21 protein-coding genes are annotated in these 24,562 nt (G+C 60.7%); 9 read left to right on the top strand and 12 right to left on the bottom strand.

All coding sequences use genetic code 11. The annotated features are described in order from the left end of the window. Positions 1-86 precede the first annotated feature (86 nt). Both ELH03_RS24525 and ELH03_RS24520 read right to left on the bottom strand, forming a co-directional pair. Complete coding sequence (locus tag ELH03_RS24525) at positions 87-1,601, bottom strand: malonate--CoA ligase (RefSeq protein ID WP_130766830.1); 1,515 nt, start codon at positions 1,599-1,601, stop codon at positions 87-89. Continuing rightward, positions 1,598-3,022: a malonyl-CoA decarboxylase gene (locus tag ELH03_RS24520; RefSeq protein ID WP_130766829.1), complete on the bottom strand. Its 1,425-nt coding sequence runs from the start codon at positions 3,020-3,022 to the stop codon at positions 1,598-1,600. The genes ELH03_RS24525 and ELH03_RS24520 overlap by 4 nt, the downstream gene beginning before the upstream one ends. A 166-nt stretch (positions 3,023-3,188) precedes the next feature. Between ELH03_RS24520 and ELH03_RS24515 the strand changes: the two genes are divergently transcribed. Beyond that, positions 3,189-3,839 (top strand): GntR family transcriptional regulator, encoded by a 651-nt coding sequence (locus tag ELH03_RS24515; RefSeq protein WP_130766828.1) that lies wholly within the window; start codon positions 3,189-3,191, stop codon positions 3,837-3,839. A gap of 183 nt (positions 3,840-4,022) precedes the next feature. On the opposite strand, the gene ELH03_RS24510 is transcribed toward ELH03_RS24515, so the two are convergent. From ELH03_RS24510 to paoA, 5 genes are read right to left on the bottom strand one after another with little or no spacing between them, the layout of a single operon-like run. Next, positions 4,023-4,631: a nucleotidyltransferase family protein gene (locus ELH03_RS24510; RefSeq protein ID WP_130766827.1), complete on the bottom strand. Its 609-nt coding sequence runs from the start codon at positions 4,629-4,631 to the stop codon at positions 4,023-4,025. Next, a complete protein-coding gene (locus ELH03_RS24505; RefSeq protein WP_130766826.1) occupies positions 4,624-5,550 on the bottom strand; it encodes an XdhC family protein in 927 nt (308 codons plus the stop codon). Before ELH03_RS24505 ends, ELH03_RS24510 begins: the two co-directional genes overlap by 8 nt. A 55-nt stretch (positions 5,551-5,605) precedes the next feature. After that, positions 5,606-7,804 carry an aldehyde oxidoreductase molybdenum-binding subunit PaoC gene (gene paoC / locus ELH03_RS24500; RefSeq protein WP_130766825.1) on the bottom strand — a complete coding sequence of 733 codons (2,199 nt, stop codon included), beginning with the start codon at positions 7,802-7,804 and terminating at the stop codon, positions 5,606-5,608. 3 nt (positions 7,805-7,807) lie between these two features. Next, positions 7,808-8,758: an FAD binding domain-containing protein gene (locus tag ELH03_RS24495; RefSeq protein WP_130766824.1), complete on the bottom strand. Its 951-nt coding sequence runs from the start codon at positions 8,756-8,758 to the stop codon at positions 7,808-7,810. Further along, positions 8,755-9,402: an aldehyde dehydrogenase iron-sulfur subunit PaoA gene (gene paoA / locus ELH03_RS24490; protein WP_130766823.1), complete on the bottom strand. Its 648-nt coding sequence runs from the start codon at positions 9,400-9,402 to the stop codon at positions 8,755-8,757. Before paoA ends, ELH03_RS24495 begins: the two co-directional genes overlap by 4 nt. Before the next feature lie 277 nt (positions 9,403-9,679). Here paoA and ELH03_RS24485 point away from each other — a divergent pair, with 277 nt between their 5' ends. Further along, positions 9,680-10,546 (top strand): creatininase family protein, encoded by an 867-nt coding sequence (locus tag ELH03_RS24485; RefSeq protein ID WP_130766822.1) that lies wholly within the window; start codon positions 9,680-9,682, stop codon positions 10,544-10,546. Here ELH03_RS24485 and ELH03_RS24480 read toward each other — a convergent pair. Beyond that, on the bottom strand, positions 10,509-11,498 hold the full coding sequence (locus ELH03_RS24480) for a LysR family transcriptional regulator (RefSeq protein ID WP_130766821.1): 990 nt from the start codon (positions 11,496-11,498) through the stop codon (positions 10,509-10,511). The genes ELH03_RS24485 and ELH03_RS24480 overlap by 38 nt on opposite strands. A gap of 184 nt (positions 11,499-11,682) precedes the next feature. On the opposite strand from ELH03_RS24480, the gene ELH03_RS24475 reads away from it, so the two are divergent. The 6 genes from ELH03_RS24475 (at position 11,683) to ELH03_RS24450 (ending at position 17,747) form a co-directional block, all read left to right on the top strand. Then, complete coding sequence (locus ELH03_RS24475; RefSeq protein ID WP_130766820.1) at positions 11,683-12,699, top strand: ABC transporter substrate-binding protein; 1,017 nt, start codon at positions 11,683-11,685, stop codon at positions 12,697-12,699. A gap of 67 nt (positions 12,700-12,766) precedes the next feature. Then, positions 12,767-13,591, top strand: a complete 825-nt coding sequence (locus tag ELH03_RS24470) for an ABC transporter ATP-binding protein (protein ID WP_130766819.1) — start codon at positions 12,767-12,769, stop codon at positions 13,589-13,591. Further along, entirely contained in the window at positions 13,591-14,445 is an 855-nt protein-coding gene (locus ELH03_RS24465) for an ABC transporter permease (RefSeq protein WP_130766818.1), read from the top strand. The genes ELH03_RS24470 and ELH03_RS24465 overlap by 1 nt, the downstream gene beginning before the upstream one ends. Next, positions 14,445-15,758, top strand: a complete 1,314-nt coding sequence (locus tag ELH03_RS24460; RefSeq protein WP_130766817.1) for a cytosine deaminase — start codon at positions 14,445-14,447, stop codon at positions 15,756-15,758. The genes ELH03_RS24465 and ELH03_RS24460 overlap by 1 nt, the downstream gene beginning before the upstream one ends. Position 15,759: 1 nt before the next feature. Then, on the top strand, positions 15,760-17,169 hold the full coding sequence (locus ELH03_RS24455; RefSeq protein ID WP_130766816.1) for an FAD-binding oxidoreductase: 1,410 nt from the start codon (positions 15,760-15,762) through the stop codon (positions 17,167-17,169). Next, a complete protein-coding gene (locus ELH03_RS24450; RefSeq protein WP_130766815.1) occupies positions 17,166-17,747 on the top strand; it encodes an NAD(P)H-dependent oxidoreductase in 582 nt (193 codons plus the stop codon). Before ELH03_RS24455 ends, ELH03_RS24450 begins: the two co-directional genes overlap by 4 nt. A 100-nt stretch (positions 17,748-17,847) precedes the next feature. Here the strand turns inward: ELH03_RS24450 and ELH03_RS24445 are convergent, their stop codons facing one another. Together ELH03_RS24445 and ELH03_RS24440 are read right to left on the bottom strand one after the other, a co-directional pair. Further along, positions 17,848-18,237: a RidA family protein gene (locus ELH03_RS24445; protein WP_130766814.1), complete on the bottom strand. Its 390-nt coding sequence runs from the start codon at positions 18,235-18,237 to the stop codon at positions 17,848-17,850. A 194-nt stretch (positions 18,238-18,431) separates the two neighbouring features. Beyond that, complete coding sequence (locus ELH03_RS24440) at positions 18,432-20,309, bottom strand: HAMP domain-containing methyl-accepting chemotaxis protein (protein ID WP_130766813.1); 1,878 nt, start codon at positions 20,307-20,309, stop codon at positions 18,432-18,434. A gap of 346 nt (positions 20,310-20,655) precedes the next feature. Here ELH03_RS24440 and ELH03_RS24435 point away from each other — a divergent pair, with 346 nt between their 5' ends. Beyond that, the gene (locus tag ELH03_RS24435) at positions 20,656-21,183 is read left to right on the top strand and encodes a GNAT family N-acetyltransferase (RefSeq protein ID WP_130766812.1); all 528 of its coding nucleotides are present in this window, start codon (positions 20,656-20,658) and stop codon (positions 21,181-21,183) included. Between the two features lie 62 nt (positions 21,184-21,245). Here the strand turns inward: ELH03_RS24435 and fhuF are convergent, their stop codons facing one another. Together fhuF and ELH03_RS24425 are read right to left on the bottom strand one after the other, a co-directional pair. After that, on the bottom strand, positions 21,246-22,061 hold the full coding sequence (gene fhuF / locus ELH03_RS24430) for a siderophore-iron reductase FhuF (RefSeq protein WP_130766811.1): 816 nt from the start codon (positions 22,059-22,061) through the stop codon (positions 21,246-21,248). A 3-nt stretch (positions 22,062-22,064) separates the two neighbouring features. Next, positions 22,065-24,245, bottom strand: coding sequence for a TonB-dependent siderophore receptor (locus ELH03_RS24425; protein WP_130766810.1), 2,181 nt, complete (start codon positions 24,243-24,245; stop codon positions 22,065-22,067). Positions 24,246-24,562: the final 317 nt, after the last annotated feature.

Here is a 24,562-nt window from a genome sequence, read left to right as displayed (position 1 = left end):
CCCTCCGACGCCTCCGCGTCGCAGTTGCTGTTTTCAAGATTGATGCGGGATATCGACGCGCCCTCCTCCCAGAGAGCGCGGTCGCCTTACGTCTTGGTGTAAAGATCGGCGTATTTCTGCCGCAGGATGTTTTTCTGAACCTTACCCATCGTGTTGCGCGGCAAGTCCTCGGCAAAGATGATGCGCTTGGGCTGTTTGTAGCGCGCGAGCCGGTCCTGGAGCGCGCCGACGATGGTCTTTTCATCGACGACAGCGCCGCGCTTGCGCACGACGATGGCGGTCACGCCTTCTCCGAAATCGGGATGCGGCACGCCGATCACCGCGCTCTCGACCACACCCTCGATCTGGTCGATCTCGCCCTCGACCTCTTTCGGATAGATGTTGTACCCACCCGAAATCACCAGATCCTTGCCGCGGCCGACGATGTGGACATAACCGTCCCGGTCGATCTTGCCGAGATCGCCGCTGATGAAGAAACCGTCGGCGGTGAATTCGGCCGCGGTTTTTTCCGGCATGCGCCAATAACCCTTGAAGACGTTCGGCCCCTTGATTTCGATCATGCCGGTTTCTTCAGGCGGCAGCACGAGCCCGGTGGCGGGCTCGGTGACGCGTACCGTCACATCAGGCAGCGGGAAGCCGACCGTTCCGGCAATCCGTTTCCCCTCATAGGGGTTGGACGTGTTCATATTGGTTTCCGTCATGCCGTAGCGCTCTAGAATGGCGTGACCGGTACGTGCCTGGAACTCGGCATGTGTTTCTGCAAGCAGTGGAGCCGAACCGGAGATGAAAAGCCGGATGCTGGCTACCGCTTGCTCGTCGAGGCGCGGGCTTTGCAGGAGGCGCACGTAGAAGGTTGGCACGCCCATCAGCATCGTTGCCTGCGGCATCAGCGACAGGATCTCCTCCGGGTCGAACTTCGACAGCAGGAACATCGAGGCGCCGGCGAGCAGTGTGACGTTCGTGGCGACAAACAGCCCATGCGTATGGAAGATCGGCAAGGCATGGATCAGTCGATCGCTGGCGGTGACGTGCCAATAATCTCGCAAGGTCAGGGCGTTCGAGAGCAGGTTCCCGTGCGTAAGCATCGCCCCCTTGGAGCGTCCCGTCGTTCCCGACGTGTAGAGGATCGCAGCCAGATCATCGGCGGAGCGCGAGGCATCGACAAAGTCGGCCGGCTCATCGCGTGCTAGATCCAGCAACGAGCCGCAACCATCGGCGTCGAGCGTTTCGATGATCGCGCCGTGAGACTTGGCGATTGTCTCCACGCCCGCTCGCGCCGCCGACGCAACAACCACCAAACGCGGCTCCGCATCGGCGATAAAGTAATCGAGCTCAGCCAGCGTATAGGCGGTGTTGAGGGGCAGGTAGACCGCGCCGCTTCGAAGACAGGCGAGATAGAGGATCAATGCCTCGGCACTTTTTTCGACTTGCACCGTCACGCGGTCGCCGGGGCGAATGCCGAGCGTGTCCATCGCGCTGGCAATGCGGCCGGAAAGAGCGAAGGCGTCATCATAGGTCCATGTGCGCGTGCCATCGATCCGGATGAACGGTGCGTTACCGGGCGCGGCGGCCCGCATGGCGTCGAAAAGATGGTTGCTCACTTTCGCCCTCCTCCAAGCGTTGAATTCACTATCTGTGCGAATGGCCGGGAGCCTTGCTGGCCATTGCCGGCGCTACGGCCTTCGTCGTTCTGGTTGAGCAAGCTTTTGACTGCAGGCGAGGCAATCACTTCGCCGCGCTGCGCCAGAGCCTCGTGATTGGCCACGATGTCATCGAGCTTGTAGAGGTAGTTGACCATCAGGCCGTGTGCCTGCTGCATCGCCTTTGCCGAGCGGTCGCCAAGAAAATTCAGTCTTTCAAGTCGAGCGCCGTTGCCGAGATGGAAGCGGGCGACAGGATCGACCGGGCGGCCCTCCGGCGTCCGTTCGACCAGGAAATAGCGCGCCGCAAGAGGCAGCAACACGCGCTCCACTTCGGTCGCCGTCTTCTCGTTGTCAGGCCAGTTCGGATCGTCCAGCGACATCAGCGTTTCGCGAGCCGCTTCGGATAAAAACCGGTCGGCGGCCGAGGCGCGCGCCTTGGCAAGCCAGCGGCCAAAGCCTGGAACGGGCGACAGCGTGACGAAATTCTTCAGGCCGGGCAGGTCTCTGCGCAGGTCTTCCACGACCTGCTTGATCAGGAAGTTGCCGAACGAGATCCCACGCAAGCCATCCTGGCAGTTGGAGATCGAATAGAAGACAGCCGTCGTCGCCTCGTCGGCGTTGATCTGCTCCCTGCCCTCGTCGAGCACATCGCCGATCGCGCTTGGCACGGATCGTGTCAACGCCACCTCGACGAACACCAGCGGCTCGTCGGCCAATCGGGGGTGGAAGAAGGCAAAGCATCGGCGGTCGGCGGGCGCCAACCGACGACGCAATTCCTCCCAACCGGCGATCTCGTGCACGGCCTCGTATTTGATGATCTTCTCAAGGATGTAAGCCGGCGTCGACCAGTCGATGGGCCGCAGCGCCAGAAAACCGCGATTGAACCAGGAGCCGAACAGATGCGTGAAGTCGGCGTCAAGCGCGTGATAACCTGCGGATTGATCTTTGGAAGCAAGCAGCTGCTGACGCATCCGGACGAGCTTGGCGGTGCCGTTCGGCGCGTGATTTAAACGGCGCAGAAGCTCTTGTCGCCGCGGCTCAGCTGCCTGGTGGAGAGCAATGATCGCGGCAGAGCTTTTGTCAGCGCGGTAATTTTCAATTGCCTGGTCGAGCTTGGTCGTATCGGGCCCGAACTTTTCATGAAGCATAAGGAGGAATGCCTGCGCGCCCTCGCTCTCAAGCGCGCCCCAGCGATCGAGGATCTCGGCCGCGAGCGCCATGCCCGAGGCTTCGCCCCGGCTCGACAGCAGCATTTCACAGAGTGTTTGGAGATCGGCCTTGGCTGCGACCTGCGTGGCGCGCGAGCCCGAAAACAGAAGCTGGCGTCCGCGATCCGTGATGCTCTGCAGCATGTCGGTGAAGAAGGAAGCCTCAGACATGCCATCTCTCCTCTCTTCTGCCGGCCGGCTGAGTGCGGACCGTTTTTGACGGCTGCTTCCCATCGTCGGGTTTCACCGGTAGTATGTAGAATGCCACTCTTCGTACACGAGGTCAACAATCGTGTATACAAGAATAGCATTTGTGTATGAAGAAAGCGAAAACGAAATGTCCGAGAATGTCGGCCGATGGCTTCGGGATGAGATTGAAAATTCAATTCTTTCTAACGAGTTCTCCCCCGGTGAGCGGCTCGACGAAACGGTGCTTGCGACGCGTTTCGGGGTCTCCCGCACACCGGTGCGCGAGGCGCTGATGCAGCTCGATGCGATCGGCCTCATCGAAATTCGACCGCGCAGAGGCGCTATCGTCATCGATCCGGGGCCGCACCGCGTCTATGAGATGTTCGAGGTGATGGCCGAGCTGGAGGGCCTGGCCGGGTCGCTCGCAGCACGACGGCTGGATGAGGCCTCCCGGGAAGCGATCACGGCCACCCACAGCCGCTGTGAGAAATCTGCCGCTGCCGGTGACAGCGATGCCTATTATTACGACAATGAGGAGTTCCATAAGGCCATCTACGCAGCCGGCCGAAGCGATTTCCTCGAGGAGCAATGTCTGCAATTGCATCGGCGCCTGCGACCTTATCGCCGCCTCCAGCTGCGCGTGCGCAACCGCCTGTCGACCTCCTTCTCAGAACATTGCGCCATCGTCGATGCGATCTTTGCCGGAGATGGAGACGCGGCCCGCCGGCTGCTGCGGGGGCATGTCGGCATTCAGGGAGAGAGGTTTAGCGATCTGGTCGCGAGCATGGCCGCCAGATGAGGCTCTAGGTCAATTCCAGGAAAAGTGCGAAGCGGTTTTCCGTCCGGGATTGCGCGAAAACAAAAAGTTAGAGCGTCCTTTGCGCGTCTGAAAAGACGCGCGGCGCTCTAGGCGTGGTGGTTCCAGATCGAATGCAACGGTCATCAGATAGGGAACCGAACCATCTCGCTGCCATCCAGCGAGTTAGTTCTTCATTGCGCCGCCGGTGGCCACGATATCGTCCGGCGTATCGACGTCGAGGCAAGCCGCATCGCCGACATCGACATCGAGCACGGGCAGAGCTGACGTCGCAACGATATCGCGCGCGCCGACGTCGCCCTCAAGTCTCAAGACCGCGTGATGGAGCGAACGTGGCAGGATAACGGGATTGCCGGGTTTGCCGCGTGAGACGGCGCGCACGATGGCCTCGCCGCCCGCGTTGCGAAAGGCGAAAATCAAGGCATTAAGGTGTGCCGTGGAAATGCCGGGCATATCGGCCAGCATGACGAGAATGCCGTCGGTGCTGTGGGCTGCTGAGAATCCTGCTATGAGCGAGCTCGCCATGCCGCTGGCGTAATCGGGATTGTCGACGAAAGTCAGAGCGAGCCCCTGGAGCGCAGCTTCAATTTCGCTCCTGCGATGGCCCACTACAACAGTTACAGACGCGGCATCCGCACCGAGCGCCGTCAATGCTGACCTCCGCACGAGCGGTACGCCGTCGAACTCGGCCAGCAGCTTGTGTTTCCCGCCTTCACCCATCCGGCTTGCCTTGCCGGCAGCGAGAATGACGATCGCGACCGACGCATTAAGCATAAGCAACCAGTCTTGCCGCAGCGACATCCGCCAGAACCGACAGGGCGAGCGACGTCGCATCCCGCGTCGGGCCGAACAACCCGATGGGTGCCTTGATTCGACCGATATCATCCTGCTTGAAAGCCATGGCTCTCAGCCGCTCCACACGTCGACGATGCGTCCGGGTGCTGCCGAGCGCGCCGATGTAGAACCCGGGCGACCGAAGCGCGGTCTCGAGAATGGCAGCTTCGGCGTCGAGCTCATGATGCAGGAGCACGACGGCCGTGAAGGGGTCGATGTCGGCTGCGACCCTGCCCCCCTCGCCCTGTCCCCTGACGATCACGTCGTAGCCGGAAGCTTCGGCCAGTCGTGCGACGGCCTGCGCTTCGATCGTCTGCCCGGAAAGGACGACGCGGGTGCGGGGACGGTAGACGGTCACGAAATCTCGCTCGAGCCAGCACGCCCGTGGCAGTGGGTCTACCGGTTCGAGCGTCTGCCGCTCTGGCGAATATGCAAGGCCGGCTGCCTGCCTGCGTTCGAGACGCTCCAGAACATGCCGCAAAGCTCCGACATCTTTCAGGACATGGATTGCGACAGAGATTCCGCCGCCGCAGGGAAGGACAATGTCAAAGAAGGGAGACCCGTCGCCGAACTTGACCGTGCGGTCGCGCCCTTGCGCCATTGCATGAAGCGCTTCGGAAGCGACCGCGGCTTCGACACATCCGCCGGAGACATAGCCGCAGAACCGCCCGTCTGCGGCAACCGCCACATGAGCGCCGAGCGCGCGCGCGGCCCCGCCGCGAATTTCGACGAGGGTGGCGAGCGCCACCGCGCCAAGACCATGGGCGTCTATCGCGAAGCGAAGCAGTTCCGCAGGATCGTCGGTGGACGACGCCCTGACGGGAATTGGCGCCGTGATGGGCGCGAATGTCTGATCCATGGGAAATCCTACAGGAATTGACGGCGGTTCGGCTTTCGGACCGCCGTCGACAAAATCATGCCACGTCCGGCAAGCCGCCGATGAGCTTGTCAAGCGTCAGCGGGTAATGCCGAACCCTGACGCCGGTCGCATTGTAGACGGCGTTGGCAATCGCTGCCGCGACGCCGCACAGGCCGAGCTCGCCGACGCCCTTGGCTTTCATCGGCGACGACATCGGATCGGTCTCGTCCAAGAAGATCACCTCCTGGTGCGGAATGTCGGCATGCACCGCCACTTCGTAGCTGGCGAGGTCGTGGTTGACGAAGAAGCCGCGACGGGTATCGACTGCCAATTCCTCAGACAGCGCGCCGCCGGCCCCCATCGTCATAGCGCCGATGACCTGGCTGCGGGCGGTGATCGGGTTGAGGATTCTTCCCGCCGCGCAGACTGCGAGCATCCTGCGGATCCGGCTTTCCCCGGTTGCGATGTCGACGCCAACCTCAACGAAATGCGCGCCGAATGTCGATTGCTGATGCGTCTCGGTGAGCTCGCCCCACTTGATGGTATCTTCGCCGACAAGGCTATCCGGGCCGGCAGCCTCGGCAAGAGGCACCGAACGATTGCCTGAACGGACCGCGCCATTCTCGAAGACGATGTCTTCGGAGTTGAAGCCGAGCTTCTTGGCAATGGCCTCACGCAGCTTGACACAGGCTGCATAGACGCCGGACGTGGAAGAGTTGGCACCGAACTGTCCGCCGGAACCCGCAGAAACAGGAAAACGCGAGTCGCCGAGTTGGACAGCGACCTTGTCGATTGTGACTCCCATCATCTCGGCGGCCGTCTGCGCGATGATCGTGTAGCTGCCGGTCCCGATGTCGGTCATGTCGGTTTCAACAGTCACGACGCCTTCCCGGTCGAGCTTTACCCGTGCTCCGGAAGGAAGCACGAGGTTGTTGCGGAAGGCGGCGGCAACGCCCATACCGACCAGCCAGTTACCATCCCGCCTGGAACCCGGCCTTCCTCTTTCACGCCAGCCAAACCGCTCCGCACCGAGCGTGAGGCAGCCGATGAGATTGCGCTGGGAAAAAGGCCGCTGCGGTTTTTCCGGATCGACCTGCGTGTCGTTGACGATGCGAAACTGTACTGGATCCACACCAACTTTCTCAGCGATCTCGTCGATGGCAATCTCGAGCGCCATCAGTCCGGGCGCTTCGCCCGGAGCGCGCATGGCGTTGCCCTCGGGGAGGTGAAGCGTCGCCAGCCGCATCGCCGTCATGCGGTTCGCCCCGGCATAGAGGAGACGAGTCTGGTTCACTGCTGTCTCCAGTCCGCCGCCAGGAAGGTCCCCGGACCAGCTTTCGTGGGCAATGGCGGTTATCTTGCCGTCACGCTCGGTTCCAATGCGAATCCGCTGGATCGTCGCCGGCCGGTGGGTCGTATTGTTTATCAGAAGGGGTCGAGGCAAGGCGACCTTGACGGGCCGTTTTACCGCACGCGCGCCGACAACGGCCAGCACGGCGTCGGCCCGCAGAAATAGCTTGCCGCCGAAGCCGCCGCCGATGAAGGGCGACATGAGGTGGATCTTCTCCTTGTCGATATCGAGTGTCGTCGCAAGGTCGGAACGCCACCAGTCGATCATCTGGCTGGAGGTCCAGACGGTCACCTCGTCGCCGTTCCAGGCTGCGATCGATGCGTGCGGCTCCATCATCGCATGCGACTGGTCGGGCGTCGTGTAAGTCGCTTCCAGAGTAACGGGAGCCGACGTGAAGGCAGCCTCGAAGTTGCCGGTCGCAGTGTCGGGCTGCTGCGATTCATCCGGCTTGACGGCCGAATCCTTTGCCTGGCCGAGGTCGAACGCACCCGTTTCTTCGGCATAGTCGACCTTGACCAGAGCGGCTGCGGCGCGCGCCTGCTCGAACGTCTCGGCGACGACGACCGCGATCGCCTGATGATAGTGCTGAACCTCGTCGCCACCGAAAAGCCTGGCGGTGTTGAACTTGCCCTTCTTCCGCTCGCCGATGTCGAGCGTCGTCACCACGGCAAGCACACCAGGAGCCCTCTTGGCGACGGAGACGTCCATGGCCTTGATGCGGCCCTTGGCGATGGCCGCGCCAACGGGATAACCATAGGCGTAGCGCATGTTCGGATCGTGCCACTCATAGGCGTACATCGCCCGGCCGGTCGTCTTGAGCTGGCCGTCGATGCGGTGGATCGGCTGACCGACGACCTTCAGATTGTCGATCGGGTTGGTTGTCGCTGGCGTATCGAACTGCATGGCTCAACCCCTTGCTTCGGCAATGACCGCGCCGAGCGTGCGCTCGACCAGATCGACCTTGAAACGGTTCTGTTCGGTAGGGTGGGCATCTGCAAGAAGGACGCCCGCCGCCGCCCGCGCGCCTTTCGGCAGCTCGGCTTCGGCTGCCTCGATGCGCCATGGCTTATGGGCGATGCCGCCGACGGCGACGCGTCCTGTCCCGTCCGGCTGGATGACCGCTCCGACCGAGACGAGTGCGAAGGCATAGGAGGCGCGGTCTCGAACTTTGCGATAGATGTGCTTGCCGCCGATCGGGGGTGGTAGCAGGACCGCAGTGATGAACTCGCCGCGCTCGAGAACGGTCTCGATATGGGGTGTGTCGCCGGGCAACCGGTGAAGGTCGGCGATCGCAATCGAGCGACGACTGCCGTCGGCCTTGACGGTCTCTACGGCGGCATCGAGCGCCCGCATCGCGATGGCCATGTCACTCGGATGAGTGGCGATGCAGCTCTCGCTTACCCCGACCACTGCATGCTGGCGACTGAAGCCGCCGATGGCGGAACAGCCGCTGCCTGGCTGCCGCTTGTTGCACGGCTGGTTCGGGTCATAAAAATAAGGACAGCGCGTGCGCTGCAGGAGGTTGCCGGCCGTCGTCGCCTTGTTGCGCAGTTGCCCGGAGGCACCCGCGACAAGCGCCCTGGAAAGCAGGCCATAGTCGCGGCGAACAGTTTCGTGAGCTGCAAGATCGGTGTTGCGGACCAAAGCGCCGATGCGCAGCCCGCCCTCCGGCGTGGATTCGATCTTGTCGAGGCCGAGACCGTTGACGTCGATCAGATGCGCCGGCGTCTCGATCTCGAGCTTCATCAGGTCGAGGAGATTGGTGCCGCCGGCGATGAACTTGGTTTCAGGATTGGAGGCTGCCGCCTTGGCCGCGGCCTCGACGGACGAGGCACGTTCATAGGTGAAGGCTCTCATGCTTTAATCCCCGCGACTTCCGAAATGGCATCGATAATGTTGGAATAGGCGCCGCATCGACAGATGTTGCCGCTCATGCGTTCGCGGATCTCGGCCGGAGTGACAGCCGCCTCAGCCGTAAGATCGCCGGTAACGTGGCTCGGTATGTTCGCCTTGATCTCTTCGAGCACCGCCACGGAAGAACAGATCTGTCCCGGCGTGCAGTAGCCGCACTGGAAGCCGTCATGTTTCACGAAAGCCGTCTGCATCGGATGAAGGTTTCCAGGTTGGCCGAGGCCTTCGATCGTGGTGATTTGATCGCCTTCGTGCATGACCGCCAGTGTCAGGCAGGAGTTGATGCGGTGGCCGTCGACCATGACGGTGCATGCGCCGCATTGGCCGTGGTCGCATCCCTTCTTCGTGCCTGTGAGATGCAGGTGCTCGCGTAGCGCGTCGAGCAGCGACGTTCTATTGTCGACCTCGAGATCGCGGTTCTCGCCGTTAACCGCGAAAGAAACTTTCGATGTATAGGCCATTTCATTTCCTGGGGACTGTGCCGCTGCGGGAGCGACGGCTCCGGTGACCGCAATCGTTGCGGCCGACGAGATAAGCAGATCTCGACGGGAAAGTTCCAGTTGTGTCTGGCTTGGCATGAACTGTTCCACCTTGCTCGTTGGACATAGGCGCGCGTCAACGCCGTCTGCTGAGGTAGTGCAACTCCGCCTTCTGATTAGGCCCTTTCCGTTGCATACGGTTATCGATCTGGCTCATGAATTCCCCGAGCCGCGGTCATAAGATGCTGCGAGCCACATCTTCACTGAAGTTGCCTTGGATGCGGAAGCGTCGGCGCAGCGTCTCGTTGGTGGGGTCACCGACCATGCCTACGCCGGCGGAGCAACGCCCGCGGATGCGTACGAAAAAAGGCAGCGCCATGCGCAAAAAATGATGCTTTTCCGGCTTATCTTTATTCCCTACTCCCTATCGAAGCAGGTGACGAAAAGGGAAGACCGCATGGCTACGCCGTTTTACTGGAACGAGCTCAATACATATGATTTTGCCGGCCTCTCTCCCGAGACCACGATTGCCGTTCTGCCTATCGCCTCGACGGAACAGCACGGCCCGCATCTGCCGATCGCAACGGATGTCGCCATCGCGACCGGTATGCTGGCGGAACTGAAGAGGCAGCGGCCGGAGGATCTGGACATTCTGGTCCTTCCGACACAGGAGATCGGCAAGGCCAACGAACACATCTACGGCCCCGGCACGCTGTCGCTCAGTGCCGAGCTGCTCATCCCCGTCTGGACGGCGATTGGCGCAAAGGTTGCCGAAGCCGGGCTGCGGAAGATGGTGATCGTCAATTCCCACGGCGGCAATGTCGACATCATGAGCATTGTCGCGCGCGAACTGCGCGTGCGCTATCAAATGGCGGTGGTCTCCACGCAATGGGGCCGTTTCGGTCATCCGGAAGGCATGGTCAGCGATCACGAGAGCAGATACGGCATCCATGGCGGCGATGTCGAGACGTCGTTGATGCTGCACTTCCGCCCCGAGCTGGTGCGCATGGACAAGGCCCAAAACTTTGCCTCGAAGGCCGAATGGATGCGGGAGCAATCCAAATTTCTTCAGCCTCTGCCGCCGCATTCGCTAGCCTGGATCGCGCATGACCTCAATCCCTTCGGCGTGGTCGGCGATGCCTCGATCGCCAAAGCCGAAAAGGGCGAGGCGATCTGCCGCCATCAGGTCAAGGGGTTCGTCGAGTTGCTCCAGGATCTCAAGGCCTATCCGCTTTCGAATCTCTATGTGAAATAGGCTCAGCCGCGGGTTTCACATCCGGTGGGATATGACCCTTGGCCTGCAATTCTTGCACCAGGCCGAGCAGTTCGGCGAGCAGATATTCGACGAAAAGGCTGGTGGCTGCGTCGAGCGGGGCACGGGCGCGCGCAAACAGCTTCATCTGCTGGTAACGCGCATGCGGCTCGGCGATCGGCCGGAAGACGAGTTCACCGCGCCGGCATTCGGTGATGACGTCGAGCGGATTGAGCAGTGTCAGCCCCGTGCCGCATTTGACCAGCTGTTTCAGCATCTCCGATGCATTGGTTTCCAGCACCGGCTCGACCGAGATGGGCAGGCGCGCAAAAGCAAGATTGATCACCTCGCGCAGGCTGGTGCCCGGCTGCGCCAGAACCAGTTTTTCCTGGGTGACATCGGCGAGGTTGATCGGCCCGGGACCGATCAGGTGATGCCCCGGCGGCAGCACGACACCGATCGGGATATCGAAATTTCCGAGCGTGCGGATGCCGGGCGTGGCGGGGATGTTGAAGCCGAGACCGATATCCACTTCGCCGGAAACGACAGGGTTGGCCGTCGTGCCGCCGGTGTCGTTGCGCAGCTGGACGAAAACGCGCGGATGCTCTGAAAGAAAGCGCGCGATGATTTCGGGCAGCGGCCCGGCGGCAAGCCCAACGGTCGTCACCATGCGCACCTTGCCTGCCTGCTGCATCTTCAGGCTGCGGATACGCCCCTCCAGGCGCTCGTAATTCTTCAGCACGTCCCGAATATGTTCGATGCAGAGTTCGCCGGCAGCCGTCAGCCGCAAGCCACGCGGCAGCCGCTCGAAAAGCGGCGCCCCGATCTCCTCCTCCAGCGCCAAAATCTGCCGGTTGACCGCCGACGACGCGACGTTGAGCCGCGCGGCCGCCTTGCGGATCGAACCGCAACGGGCGATCTCGTTGATGTAAAGAAGGCGTCTGGAGTGCAACACGATCTCTCCAATGCATAAATTTTGCGCAGGACGCACAAATTATCTTCAGCTTTCACAGAGATGCCGAAAAGGCATCAATGCGCACGAATTTTGATGCTTTTCAAAGCGCATGGCAATGGCTCAAATTCCCTCAAAAGGGAGCCGAGCAAGGCTTCCCTCGGCCACAAAAGGGGAACTGCCGACCATGTTGAAAGCACTGATGAAGACGCAATTTCTGAGCTGCCTCGGCCTCGCCTCGATGTTTGCCGCCGCCTCGCCGGCGCTTGCCCTCGACAAGGTGAGCTACGGGACGAACTGGCTTGCCCAGGCGGAACATGGCGGCTTCTACCAAGCCGTTGCAGACGGCACCTATGCAAAATACGGCCTCGACGTCACCATCGTCCAGGGCGGCCCGAATGCTGCAAACAGCGCGCTGCTGATCTCCGGCAAGCTCGATTTCTACATGGGCGGCCCGCAGGGCGAAATATCCGCCGTCGAACAGGGCATTCCGCTGGTCGATGTCGCCGCGATCTTCCAAAAGGATCCGCAGGTGCTGATCGCCCATCCGGACAATGGCGTCGACAAGTTCGAGGATCTCGCCAAGCTGAAAACGCTGTTCCTCAGCAAGGACGGCTACCTCACTTATTTCGAATGGATGAAGGCCAACTTCAAAGGCTTCAAGGACGAGCAGTACAAGCCCTACAACTTCAGTCCCGCGCCCTTCCTCGCAGACAAGGACTCTGCCCAGCAGGGCTACCTGACCTCCGAACCCTACGAGATCCAGAAGCAGGCAGGCTTCGAGCCGAAGGTCTTCCTGCTCGCCGACAACGGCTATTCGCCCTATTCGACGATGATCACGACGACGCAGGCGATGATCGACGGCAAGCCCGACGTCGTGCAGCGCTTCGTCGATGCCTCGATCGAGGGCTGGTACAACTACCTTTACGGCGACAACACCAAGGCGAACGCGCTGATCAAGAAGGACAATCCTGAAATAACGGACGGCCAGATCGCCTATTCGATCACCAAGTTGAAGGAATACGGCATCATCGAATCCGGTGACAGCCTCGACAAGGGCATCGGCTGCATCACCGACGCCCATTACAAGAAGTTCTTCGAAGAGATGACTGCCATCAAGGTCTTCAAGACCGACACCGACTATACGAAGGCCTTCACGACGAAGTTCGTCTGCAAGGGCACCGGAATTGCGCTGAAGAAATAAGCCTCCCAGGCCAGGTCCGCCGCTCGTCTGGCGGCGGACCGCACTCCTTCGACAAATGAGCGAGAAAATGTCCCTAGCCGAAACCAAGGCGGCGCCTTCCAAGGAAGCGAGAAAGCGGCCGCTGGTCGTCATGCAGTCAGTGTCGAAGGTCTTTTCCAGCGGCACGACAGCACTTTCGGGCATGTCGCTGACCGTCGAAAGCGGCGAATTCATCAGCCTGCTTGGCCCCTCCGGCTGCGGCAAGTCCACGGCGCTGCGCATCATCGCAGGCCTTGGCGATATCTCCGCGGGCAAGATCGACTGGCCAAGTTCACGCATCAACTCCAAGGGCCTGCCTGAAGGCGATATCGGCTTCGTCTTCCAGGAGCCGACGCTGATGCCGTGGAAGACCGTTTTCGGCAACGTCTACCTGCCGCTGAAACTGCGCGGGATCTCCAAGGCGGAAGCCCGCGACCGGATCACCGAAGCGCTGGCGACCGTCAGTCTCCAGGATTTCGCCGATGCCTATCCGCGCGAACTTTCCGGGGGCATGAAGATGCGCGTGTCGATCGCCCGCGCGCTGGTGACGAAGCCGAAGCTGCTGCTGATGGATGAGCCTTTCGCCGCGCTCGACGAGATCACCCGCCAGAAGCTCAACGACGACGTGCTGCGGCTGTGGAAGACGACCGGGATTACGGTGATCTTCGTGACGCATTCGGTGTTCGAATCCGCTTATCTCTCGAACCGGATCGTGGTGATGAAGGCAAGGCCCGGCCGCGTGCATGCCGATTTTCCGCTGACCACCAGCTTTGAGCGGGATTCGCATTATCGAACCTCGGAACAATATCGGCAGGCCTGCGAAAAGGCGTCCCGTTCGCTGATCGAGGCGATGGGCGGATCGGAGGAGCACTGATGAGCGTCGAAAGCATCGAAACCGCCGAAGCCGCATCCCCGCCCGCCTCCCAACCGGCGAACGCCCTGCGGCATGAGCTGGCGCTGCGCATCGCCGTGCCTTTCCTCGTCATCACCGTGCTCATCATCGCTTGGGAGCTTTACGTGGTGCTCTCGGGCGTTCCGCCATACATCCTGCCCGGTCCCGGCGCGGTGGCCGCGGCCTTCGTCAATGATTGGGGCACGCTTGCGCCGGCCCTCTGGGTCACCACCAAGATCACCTTCATCTCGCTGATGCTGGCGCTGGCTGGCGGCGTGGGGTTTGCAGTCTTCCTGGTGCAATCGCGCTGGATCGAGATCGCTTTCTATCCCCTTGCCGTTATCCTGCAGGTGACGCCGATCGTGGCGATCTCGCCGCTGATCCTGATCTACGCTCCCTCCACACAGGTCGCGCTGCTCATCTGCGCGTTCCTCGTCGCATTCTTCCCGATCCTGTCGAACATGGTGCAGGGCCTGAAGAGCGTCGACCATAACCTCATCAACCTCTTCGAGCTCTATGGCGCCTCGCGCTGGCAGACGCTGATCCATCTGAAGATCCCGGCCGCCCAGCCCTATTTCATGACCGGTCTTCGCATCGGCGGCGGGCTTGCGCTGATCGCCGCCGTCGTCGCCGAATTTGCTGCAGGCTCGGCCGGTGCCGGCTCCGGCCTCGCCTTCCGCCTGCTGGAAGCGCAGTACCGGATGAACATCCCGCGGCTCTTCGCGGCGCTGTTGATGCTCTCCATGCTTGGCGTAGCGATCTTTGGCCTCACCACCCTCATTGCCTGGCTGAGCCTTCACCGCTGGCATGAAAGCAGCATCAAACGGGAAAACTGATGACCTATTCCTTCATATCCCCGCCGAATGCGGCCCGCTTCGTGCTGAGCAATGCGACAGTACCCGCCGTCACCGTCGAGCATGTCGATGTGCCGGTCACCGAAGGGCTGGCCACGGTCGATATCGTCATCAGCGACGGCATGATTGCCGCCATCCGGCCGGCCGGCGCCGCACCGGTTGATTATGCCAGGATCGATCTCAAGGACGGCATGGTCTGGCCGTGCTTTGCCGATATCCATACCCATCTCGACAAAGGCCATATCTGGCCGCGCCAGGCCAATCCCGACGGCAGCTTCATGGGCGCGCTCGATGCCGTCAGGGCCGACCGGGAGGCCAACTGGTCAGCCGCAGACGTCAAACGGCGCATGGAATTCTCGCTCCGCTCCGCCTACGCCCATGGCACCAGCCTGATCCGGACGCACCTGGATTCGCTTGCGCCCCAGCATCGCATATCTTTTGAGGTTTTTGCCGAAATCCGGGATGCCTGGAAGGATAGGATTGCACTGCAGGCGGTCGCCCTCTTCCCGCTGGATGCCATGGCAGACAGCACCTTCTTTGCCGATCTCGTCACAACAATCCGGCAGAACGGCGGCCTGCTTGGCGGCGTCACCAGGATGGGGCCGGAGCTTGTCTGGCAGCTCGACACGCTCTTCAGGACTGCCGCAGAGCATGGCCTGGATATCGATCTGCATGTCGACGAGACGGATGATCGCGGCGCGGAAACACTGAAGGCAATCGCCGAGGCTGTGCTGCGCAATGGGTTCGAGGGCAAGGTGACCGCCGGCCATTGCTGCTCGCTCGCCCGCCAGGACGAAGACACCGCCGCGCGCACCGTCGCGTTGGTCGCCAAGGCAGGGATCGCGGTCATCTCACTGCCGATGTGCAACATGTATCTGCAGGATCGCTATCCCGGCCGCACCCCGCGCTGGCGCGGCGTCACGCTGTTCAAGGAACTGGCCTCAGCCGGTGTCGCGACCGCGGTCGCATCCGACAATACCCGTGACCCCTTCTATGCTTATGGTGATCTCGATCCAGTGGAGGTCTTCCGTGAGGCCGTGCGGATTCTGCATCTCGACCATCCGCTCGATACCGCCGCCCGCGTCGTCACCACCTCGCCCGCCGCCATCGTCGGACGACCGGACAAGGGCCGTATCGCCGCCGGCGATCCCGCCGATCTCGTGCTCTTCAGCGCGCGGCGCTGGAGTGAATTCCTGTCCCGTCCTCAGGCTGACCGCGTCGTGCTTCGCCGCGGCAAGGTGATCGACCGCAGCCTGCCGGATTACCGTGAACTCGATAGCGTCGTTGGAGCCTGACATGGCCGATTATCAGAAGATCAAAAAGGAACTCGAAGGCATCGCCATTGAGGACAACCCGGCGCTGGTTCGCCAGAAGAGCCGGGATTTCTATTGGTACTCGCCGATCCTGAAGGCGCAACTCGACAATGTGACGGCCGATCTCGTGGTCACGCCGAAGACCGAGGAGGAGGTCATCCGGACGCTGAAGGTTGCCTATGCCCATGGCGTGCCGGTCACGCCGCGCGGCGCCGGCACCGGCAATTACGGCCAGGCCATGCCACTTTCCGGCGGCATCGTGCTGAACCTTGCTGCCATGGACAAAATCAAGGAGATCCATCCTGGCCGCGTCATCTGCGAACCGGGCATCGTGCTTGCCCAGCTCGACAAGCAGACCAAGGCCCATTCAGGCCAGGAGCTGCGCTTCCACCCCTCCACTGCCCAGACGGCGACGGTCGGCGGTTTCATCGCCGGCGGTTCCGGCGGCGTCGGCTCGATCACCTGGGGCGGTTTGCGCGACCTCGGCAATATATTGCGCCTGCGCGTCGTCACCATGGAGGCCGAACCGCGCGTCCTCGACCTCACCGGCTGGGACCTGCAGAAGGTGAGCCACGCCTATGGCACCAACGGCATCATCACCGAGATCGAGATGCCGCTTGCACCTGCCTATGACTGGGTCGACGTGCTCGTCGGCTATGACGACTTCATGGAAGCGGTGCGCTTCTCCGATGCGCTGGCGAAATGCAACGGCATCCTCGTCAAGGAGATCGCACCGATCGCGGCTCCCATCCCTCACGACTATTTCACCCGCCACAAGCCTTACATCCGTCAGGGCCAATCGATCGTCGTGCTGATGATCGCGCCGCACTCCATCGATGCCTTTCTTGCCTTCACCGGGGCGCAGAAGGGGGAGATCATGTTCCGCTCCGACAAGGTGGAGAGCATGCGCGGGATCCCGCACGCCTATGAGCTTGCCTGGAACCACACGACATTGCGTGCGCTGAAGGTCGACCCGAGCTTCACCTATCTGCAGGTGCAATACCCCGGACCGGATCATGTCGCCAAAGTCCGGAAGATGGTGGAGATCTTCGGTGACGAAGTACCGGGTCATCTCGAATTCATCAAATTCGATGGCCAGATCCAGTGCTCCGGCCTGCCGCTGGTGCGCTATACCACCGAGGAGAGGCTGGAGGAGATCATCAAGATCCACCAGGACAATGGATGCCCGATCTTCAATCCGCATCGCTATACGCTTGAAGAAGGCGGTATGAAGCGCACCGACGCGGTTCAGCTCGCCTTCAAGCAGGAAACCGATCCGAAAGGCCTGCTCAATCCCGGCAAGATGATCGCGTGGGAAAATCCTGATTTCGATTTCAACGCCGGCAAGAATTATCTCTTCCCAGGCCTGGCGGCCCTGATGGAGGCTTCATGAGGGTTCTCGTCCTCCACTCTCACCCGGTCGAGGAAAGTTACGGCAAGGCGCTCTACCGGCAGACCGTCGAGAGCCTTGAGAAGGCCGGGCATATTGTGGACGCCTGCGACCTCTATGAAGAGCAGTTCGATCCGGTGCTCTCGCGCCACGACCGGCTCGTCTATCACGACTATCCGGAAAATCTGAAGCTGGTGGAGCCCCATGTCGAAAGGTTGAAGGCGGCCGAGGGGTTGGTGATCTGCACCCCGATCTGGAACTTCGGCTTTCCGGCAATCCTGAAAGGTTATTTCGACCGCGTGTGGCTGCCGGGCGTTTCCTTCGAGCTGGTCAACGGCAAGGTGGAATCGCGGCTGCGCCACATCCGCAAGCTTGCAGCCGTCCTGACTTATGGCGCAACGCCCTTCCGGGCCTTTGCAGCCGGCAACCCTCCAAAGAAAATCGTCAAGCGCGTGCTGAGGGCGCAGATCAATCCGTTCAACCCGGTGACCTTCCTCGCCCATTACGACATGAACAATTGCACGCCGGAGACGCGGGCAAAATTCCTCGCCCGTGTGGGAGAGGCGATGGAGCGATTCTAGAGCAATTCTAGCAAAAGTGTGCTGCGCTTTTGCCAGGCAAAGCGCGAAGCGCTTTTGAGAGGTGGAGCATCTCCGCGCTTCGAAGAAAAACGGAAATACTCTACAAGATTTTCGCGGCCGTCACCTCGACCTCGACGAGGAACTCAGGGCGGGTAAAGCCGCCGATGACGAGCAAGGTGGAAACCGGCTTGGGATCGAGCGTATAGCGATCCCGCACGGCCATATAGGCCGGGAAATCCTCGCGGCGTGTAACGAACCCCGAAATGCGGATCACGTCGGCAAAGCTCATCTCCGCCTCTTCGAGGATCGCCTTGATTGCCTCGAAGCAGAGTTCCGCCTGAGCAGTAATGTCGCTCGGAACAGTATCGTCGAGACCGATACCAAGCTGGCCCGACGTGACCAGGAGCGATGCGCCGGGCGGCACCAGCAGGCCGTGATTGTAATTTCCAAAAGGCCGGCGCACCGAGGCCGGATTGAAGGTCTTCTTCATCGATCGCTCTGAAATTTACCCATAGGTCCACAGATACCGCGACCCTACAGGATGCGGCAGGATATGAGAATATCGCTGCCGCTCATGATGCCTTGCGAGGAGTGATGCGGGACAGCCGCCTTGGAGTGATCGAGCCGATGATCCTCCAGACGCTAGTTCAACATCTTCAGTACCTGATCTGACTTAGCCGCGCGTCATCTTTGCGTCACGCGCCGCGAAGCGACCAAGTGGATTGGCCTGTTGCCTTCAAAGGCCCGTCCGCTGCGCTGCCCGTCCGCTGCGCTTTTGTCGCCATCCAATTGAAACTGGTTGACCAGATCGCGCAGGCGGCCTGCCTCGGAGGACAATGAGGCAACGGCAGCCGTCGATTGCTCGACCATCGCCGCATTTTGCTGGGTCGCCTGGTCCATCTGATTTACGGCCGTGTTGATCTCAGCAAGTCCCGTCGACTGCTCGCGCGCCGATGTGGCTATCGCATCCATGAGTTGGTTGATCTGTACGACGTACTCACCGATCGACTTGAGCGATGTTCCGGTTTCGAGAACCAGTTTCACGCCATTTTCCACATCAGCTGATGACTTTTGAATGAAGCCTTTGATTTCCTTGGCCGCTTGAGCGGCGCGCTGGGCGAGCTCACGAACTTCCTGGGCGACGACTGCAAAACCTTTGCCCGCCTCACCCGCGCGGGCAGCTTCAACGCCGGCATTCAACGCCAAGAGGTTTGTCTGGAAGGCGATTTCATCAATTGCACCAATGATGTTCGAAATCTGCTGTGAACTGTCTTCGATGCGTCGCATGGCCTGTTCCGCCTGCGAGACGACAGTTGCGGACCGCTGAGCGCTGATATCGGCTTCTTTGGCCACATTGCGTGCCTCGTCGGTGCGTTTGGTCGACATCGTCACATTCGACGTGATCTCGTCCAAGGCTGCAGCCGTCTCCTCGAGAGAGGCTGCTTGTTGTTCGGTACGCTTGGAAAGATCCTGCGCGGCAGATGCAATTTCACCGGTACCATTATCGATGCTGTGCACGGTCTGGAGCACGGCGCCGATCGTCGCACCCAATTGCCGGAGCGAGGCGTTGAAGTCTTCGCGCAAGGCTTCATATTCGGCCGCAAATTGCTCCGAAAGCTGGAAGGATATGTCGCCTGCTGCAAGCCGCCGGAGACCTTCGCCCAATGTCGTGGTCGCGAAGCGCAATTGTTCCGCCTCGCGTTCGGCGCGCTGCTGGGCTGCGGCGCGCGTTGCCTCGCTCTCGCTGCGGGATTCTGCGGCTTCCTTCTCGAGCCTGACGACGTTGAGGGCATTCTGACGAAAGATTTCAACCGCACCGGCCATTTCGCCGACTTCGTCGGCGCGACCGGCATAGGGAATATCACTGTCAAGATCACCATCCGACAAGCGCCTCATGGCGGAGGCGATGCTTCGGATTGGGTTGGCGATGCCGGAAATCGCAAAGAAGATGCCGGCTACGGCAAGAAGCACAGCCAGCGCTGCGATCGCGGCCGTCAGCATGAAAGCGGATTGTGCGGAATCACCGCTCGCAGCCACGAAGCCTTCGGCCTGGCTGAGAATGAAAGCGACCAGATCCGCCACCGCCTTGTTCACCAACTCGGCTTGTGGCTCCATATTTTCCTTGAAGAGGCGGATTGCTTCAGGCGTCTTCCCGTCATTTTCAGACGCGATCATTTGCTCTGCCAGCGCGCGATATTTGGCGAGTTCCGGCTTGATCTGATTGATCAGTTCGCGCCCCCGCTCGGTGCGGACGCCTTTTTCGTATTCGGTGACAACTTTCTCGACCGCGGCGCCGGCGGCATCGATTTTTTGCTGTCCGACATTCCGCTCCTCCGCTGTATCCTCCAGGAGGTACTGAGCATAGACCAATTTCAGGTCGAGGAAGTTATCCTTGATCTCGCGAGCCGTCACAAGCCGCTGCATCCAGAAGGTCCCGATCTGCTCAGTATTGGCACGAAGTGTCGAAATCGTGCTCAGCGAGACATAGGAAAGGCCAACCATGAACAGGCTGATGATCGACAGCTTTAAGATCAGGGCTTGCTTGATACTCGGGCGCTTCATGCGGGTCTCCTCGAAGGTAGCTGGGACGACCGGTGTGCCGGCTGATGCAAGATTTCGCGCCAGATTCAATAATTTAGTATTAACTAAACAATGATCCCGCTCTATTTCCTAAGATCTTCTGAGAAGATCCATACTTCTGCGATCAATTAAACGCCCTGCGACTTAGAGTTCCTGGAAATCCAAGGAAATAGCAGCCATGCCGAGCGAAAATGTCAGCGCCATCAGGTCTCGATACCAAGAAATGGATCGGTCGACATTGATTCGGATCGGCACGATTTGTTCATCTTCGCCATGGAGAACGAGCGTTGGAAGTCAAGTTTAAATCGACCGGATGAAAGCGAGAAAAATGGGGAGGACAGTGGAGATCCTGACGGGCAAGGCGGAGCTCTGCCGATCGATCATGGGGGCTTTGCCCGACTGGTTTTCAGAACCTGAGGTCATCGAAGCGAGCGCCCAGGCGATCGAAGACCTGCCGGTGTTCGGCTATGTCGAAGCCGACGTCGTGACCGCATTGATGGCCTTGAAGCTGCACCCGCCCGGCGCCGTCGAGATCGCGCTGATAGCGACACGACCCGAACATCATGGTCGCGGCGCCGGACGCCATCTCATCGATGCGGCCGAACGTTTCGGCCATGAATCGGGTGCCCGGCTGCTGACCGTCAAGACGCTCGCCCCGCGCGGCCGCGACGAACCGCAGTTTGAGGCGACGCGGCGCTTCTATGACCGGAACGGCTTTGTGCGGGCGGAGGTTTTTGCAAAGCTCTGGCACGAGGAACATCCATGCCTGTTCATGGTCAAGCCACTCGCCGACGTCGAGGCAGCTGAGACCGCGCTTCGAGACGACGGGGCTTTCTGCTTGGCGCGTCGGCAATGACCACGCGCGCGCTATCTAGGAGCGGTCCTTCTCGTCATCGGCGACTGCCATCCGTCGACTCTTCAGGACCTTGGCGGGCCGATAGGAGCTGAATGACGCCCGTCCGGCAGCGGACAGGCTTCGCCGCAGCCAGCCACGCCCGGCAGATTGTAGCGCAGGCAGCAGACTTTTCGGCGGGCAAACTCCAGTCCGCATTGCTGGCGCGCTATGCGGATCATGCCCAACATCGGATTACGCCCGCCGCACGGCCATGCAGCTTCTTCGAGCAGCGCCATGCCGCCTTCGACAAGGGCGGGCTCGTGACGATGGGCGATCTCCTTGAGAATCCAGCAGAGATATGCCGCGACATTGTTCCACAGAAGCTTCGGAGCGACGCCGGCATTGGTGGCGATCGCCGCGATCACCGGTTCGGCGTGGCGGCGCATCAGCCGGTGAAGGTCGCCGGCGGGATCGGTGGTAACGTCTGGTCTTTCGGACATCACGAATGCTTCCGGCTCGCCCGTATGCTCGTTGCAGACGAGCGAAAGCCCGTCGATCTCCAACGGCAGCCCGATCCGGTGCACGAACATGTGGAGGCTGGGGGCGATCGTCAGCATGCTGAAATAGTAGAGCGTCCACATGGAGACGATCGCACGACGGTCGCTGCCTGGAAACTTTTGCGCATATCGGCCAATGATTTCGTCAAAGATTGCCCGGTTGCAAAGATCCCTGCAGGGAACGACAACGCCCGTCTGCGGTGGGGAACCGAGCAGCTTGCCGCGGCAATAGGAGAACGGGCCGTCGCCCACCAGGCCGTCGAGGTCGACGGCCTGGTGGGCGACGGGATGATCAGCGATCAACGTCGCGGGCTGGAGCGCTCGGGTCATCTCCGGCGCCATGTATTACCACCGATACTTCAGGGTCGCCGTCATGTTGCGGCCTTGGCCGAGATAGCAGAAGCCCTCGTTGCACACGGTGTCGCGCTGGTCGGCGATGTTGCGGATATTGAAGGCAGCCGTCAGGCCCTCATACTTCTTGTCGAGCGCGCCGAAATCATAAGCGGTGGATGCATCGACATAGAAGCTCGAAGGGTTCCTCGAGGTATTGGCGGTATCCGTCCAATTCTCGCTGACATAGCGGACCCCCGCGCCGATCGACAGGCCGTTGAACGGATTGGTTTCCTGGAAAGTATAGTTGGCCCAAAGGCTTGCGACATGCGAGGGGGTTACGGCCGGGGTGTTGCCCTCGTTGTCGCCGCCGGTGACCTCAGAATGGTTGTAAGTGTAGGCCGCAATGATGTCGAGGCCGTCGGCGATTGCTGCGCGAGCTTCAAGCTCGATGCCCTTTCCTGTCACCTCGCCGAGCGAGTCGTAGGCAAGGGTCAGCGGATTGACCAGCACCGGCTTGTTCTTTTCGACGATGTGATAGGCGACCGCCGACAGCAGGATATCGGTGCCCGGCGGCTGGTACTTCACGCCGAGCTCGTACTGTTCACCCTCGGTCGGCTCCAGGATCTTGCCGGATGTCGACCGGTTGGTCACCGGATCGAACGAGGTCGCATAGGAAACGAAGGGTGCAATGCCGTTGTCGAAGAGGTAAAGCGCACCGGCTTGCCAGGAGAAGGCGTTCTTGTTGACGTCTTCCGAGTCGTTCAACCCGAAGGAGGGATAGGTCGTGTCACGCGTCTGGTTCACCCAGGTCTGGCGGCCGCCGAGGTTGAAGCGCCAGTTTCCGGCGTCGATCTGGTCCATGGCGTAAACGCCGACTTGGCGCATATCGGCATCGGCAACGATGAAGTTATAGGCCGGCGTAGCGCCCGAGACACCATAGGTCGGGTTGGCGATATCGAAATCGAAGGCCGAGTTCACCGCCCCGATGCCGTAGCCCCAGTTCGACTGCAGATTGGTGTAATCGAGCCCGAACAGCATCGTATGGGCAAGCGGGCCGGTATCGAACTTCGCCTCGAGCTGGTTGTCGACCTGGAAGACATTCATTTCGTCCCGGATCGAGCTTGCGTTGCGATGGGCGACAGTACCGGTCCAGCTGGAGACGCCGAGGTAACGAGCCCTAAGATCGAGATGCGAATAGCGCAGGTTCTGGCGGAACGTCAGGCCGTTGTCGAATTCGTGCTCGAACTGATAGCCGATCTGCTGCTGCTTGACCTTCTGGTAGTCGTAGTCGGGATCGCTCTGCCTTATGTCGAGAATTTTGCCGTCGGCGGTCGTGATCGCGCCGACATTGGCATCGGTCTCGTCGGACTGCGCCAGGCCGTAGAGCGTGAAGGATGTGCCTTCGTCGGGCTTCCAGGTGAAGGACGGCGCCAGGAAATAGCGGTCGTCGGCAATATCGAAATTGTTGTCGCCGTGACGGGCAAGACCGACGATGCGATAGAGAAAGTCGTCGTTCCCTTCGCTGATGGGTCCACCGAAATCGAACATCGCCTGAGCCCGATCCTTGGTGCTGTAGGACATACCGACTTCGTGGATCGGCTCTTCGGCCGGAAGCTTCGATATCTTGTTCACGAGGCCGCCCGGCGATCCCGAGCCGTAGAGAACGGATACCGGTCCCTTGATCACCTCGACGCGTTGCAGCTGATAGGGATCGGTGCGGAACATGCCGTAATTGATATAGGGCTGGCGCAAGCTGTCACGATAGTCGCCAACCGTCGTGATGTTGAAGCCGCGAATGAAGATCTGGTCGAAGCGCGGATCGAATCCGTTCGGTCCGGTTGTCACACCGGCCGAATAGCGCACGGCCTCGATAATGCTCTGGGCGCCACGCTGCTCGATTTCCTTCTCGGTGGTCACCGAGACCGAACGCGGCGTTTCGACGAGCGGCGTGTCGATCTTGGTCGCGGCCGAACTGTTCTTGGCAGCGACGGACGTCCGGTCAGTCTTGCTATCAGAGGATGCACCTTGAATGACGATCGGCTCCAGCGCTGTCGCGCTAGCATCCGTGGACGCGCTCTGGGCTGAAGCGGGCGATGCCGCTAGGCCGATCAGGACGATCGCTGTCGTGACAAATACGCTATCTCCATAAATTCGCGATACATTATTAGAAACGTTCAAAAAAACACGTGCCATTGCTTGGTCCCTACGCCACGGATGCGGGCGGAACCTATGCAGCGAAATTGGCCCTGTCAACTTAAGATGATTATTTTAGTCACCTTTTAATCGACAAAAATCCACGCCTTCGACACTCCCGAACAGGTTGCACGTAGAATTGGGGCCATAACGTCCCCGTGCGGGTAAATGCCAACGCAGGCGGCTCTGTCATGCGAGAGCCCAACTGCGGACCGAGGCGACTGTCAACCTGCCGGTTTTGATGGGGACCGAGCTGACGATTCCTCATTGTTGCTGATGCAATCTATTGCCGATTTACGGGATCGCTCGGCAATCAT

The sequence above is a fragment of the Rhizobium beringeri genome, assembly GCF_004306515.1.
Classification (GTDB): Bacteria; Pseudomonadota; Alphaproteobacteria; order Rhizobiales; family Rhizobiaceae; genus Rhizobium; species Rhizobium beringeri.
This window is presented reverse-complemented; position numbering and strand designations above follow the sequence as displayed.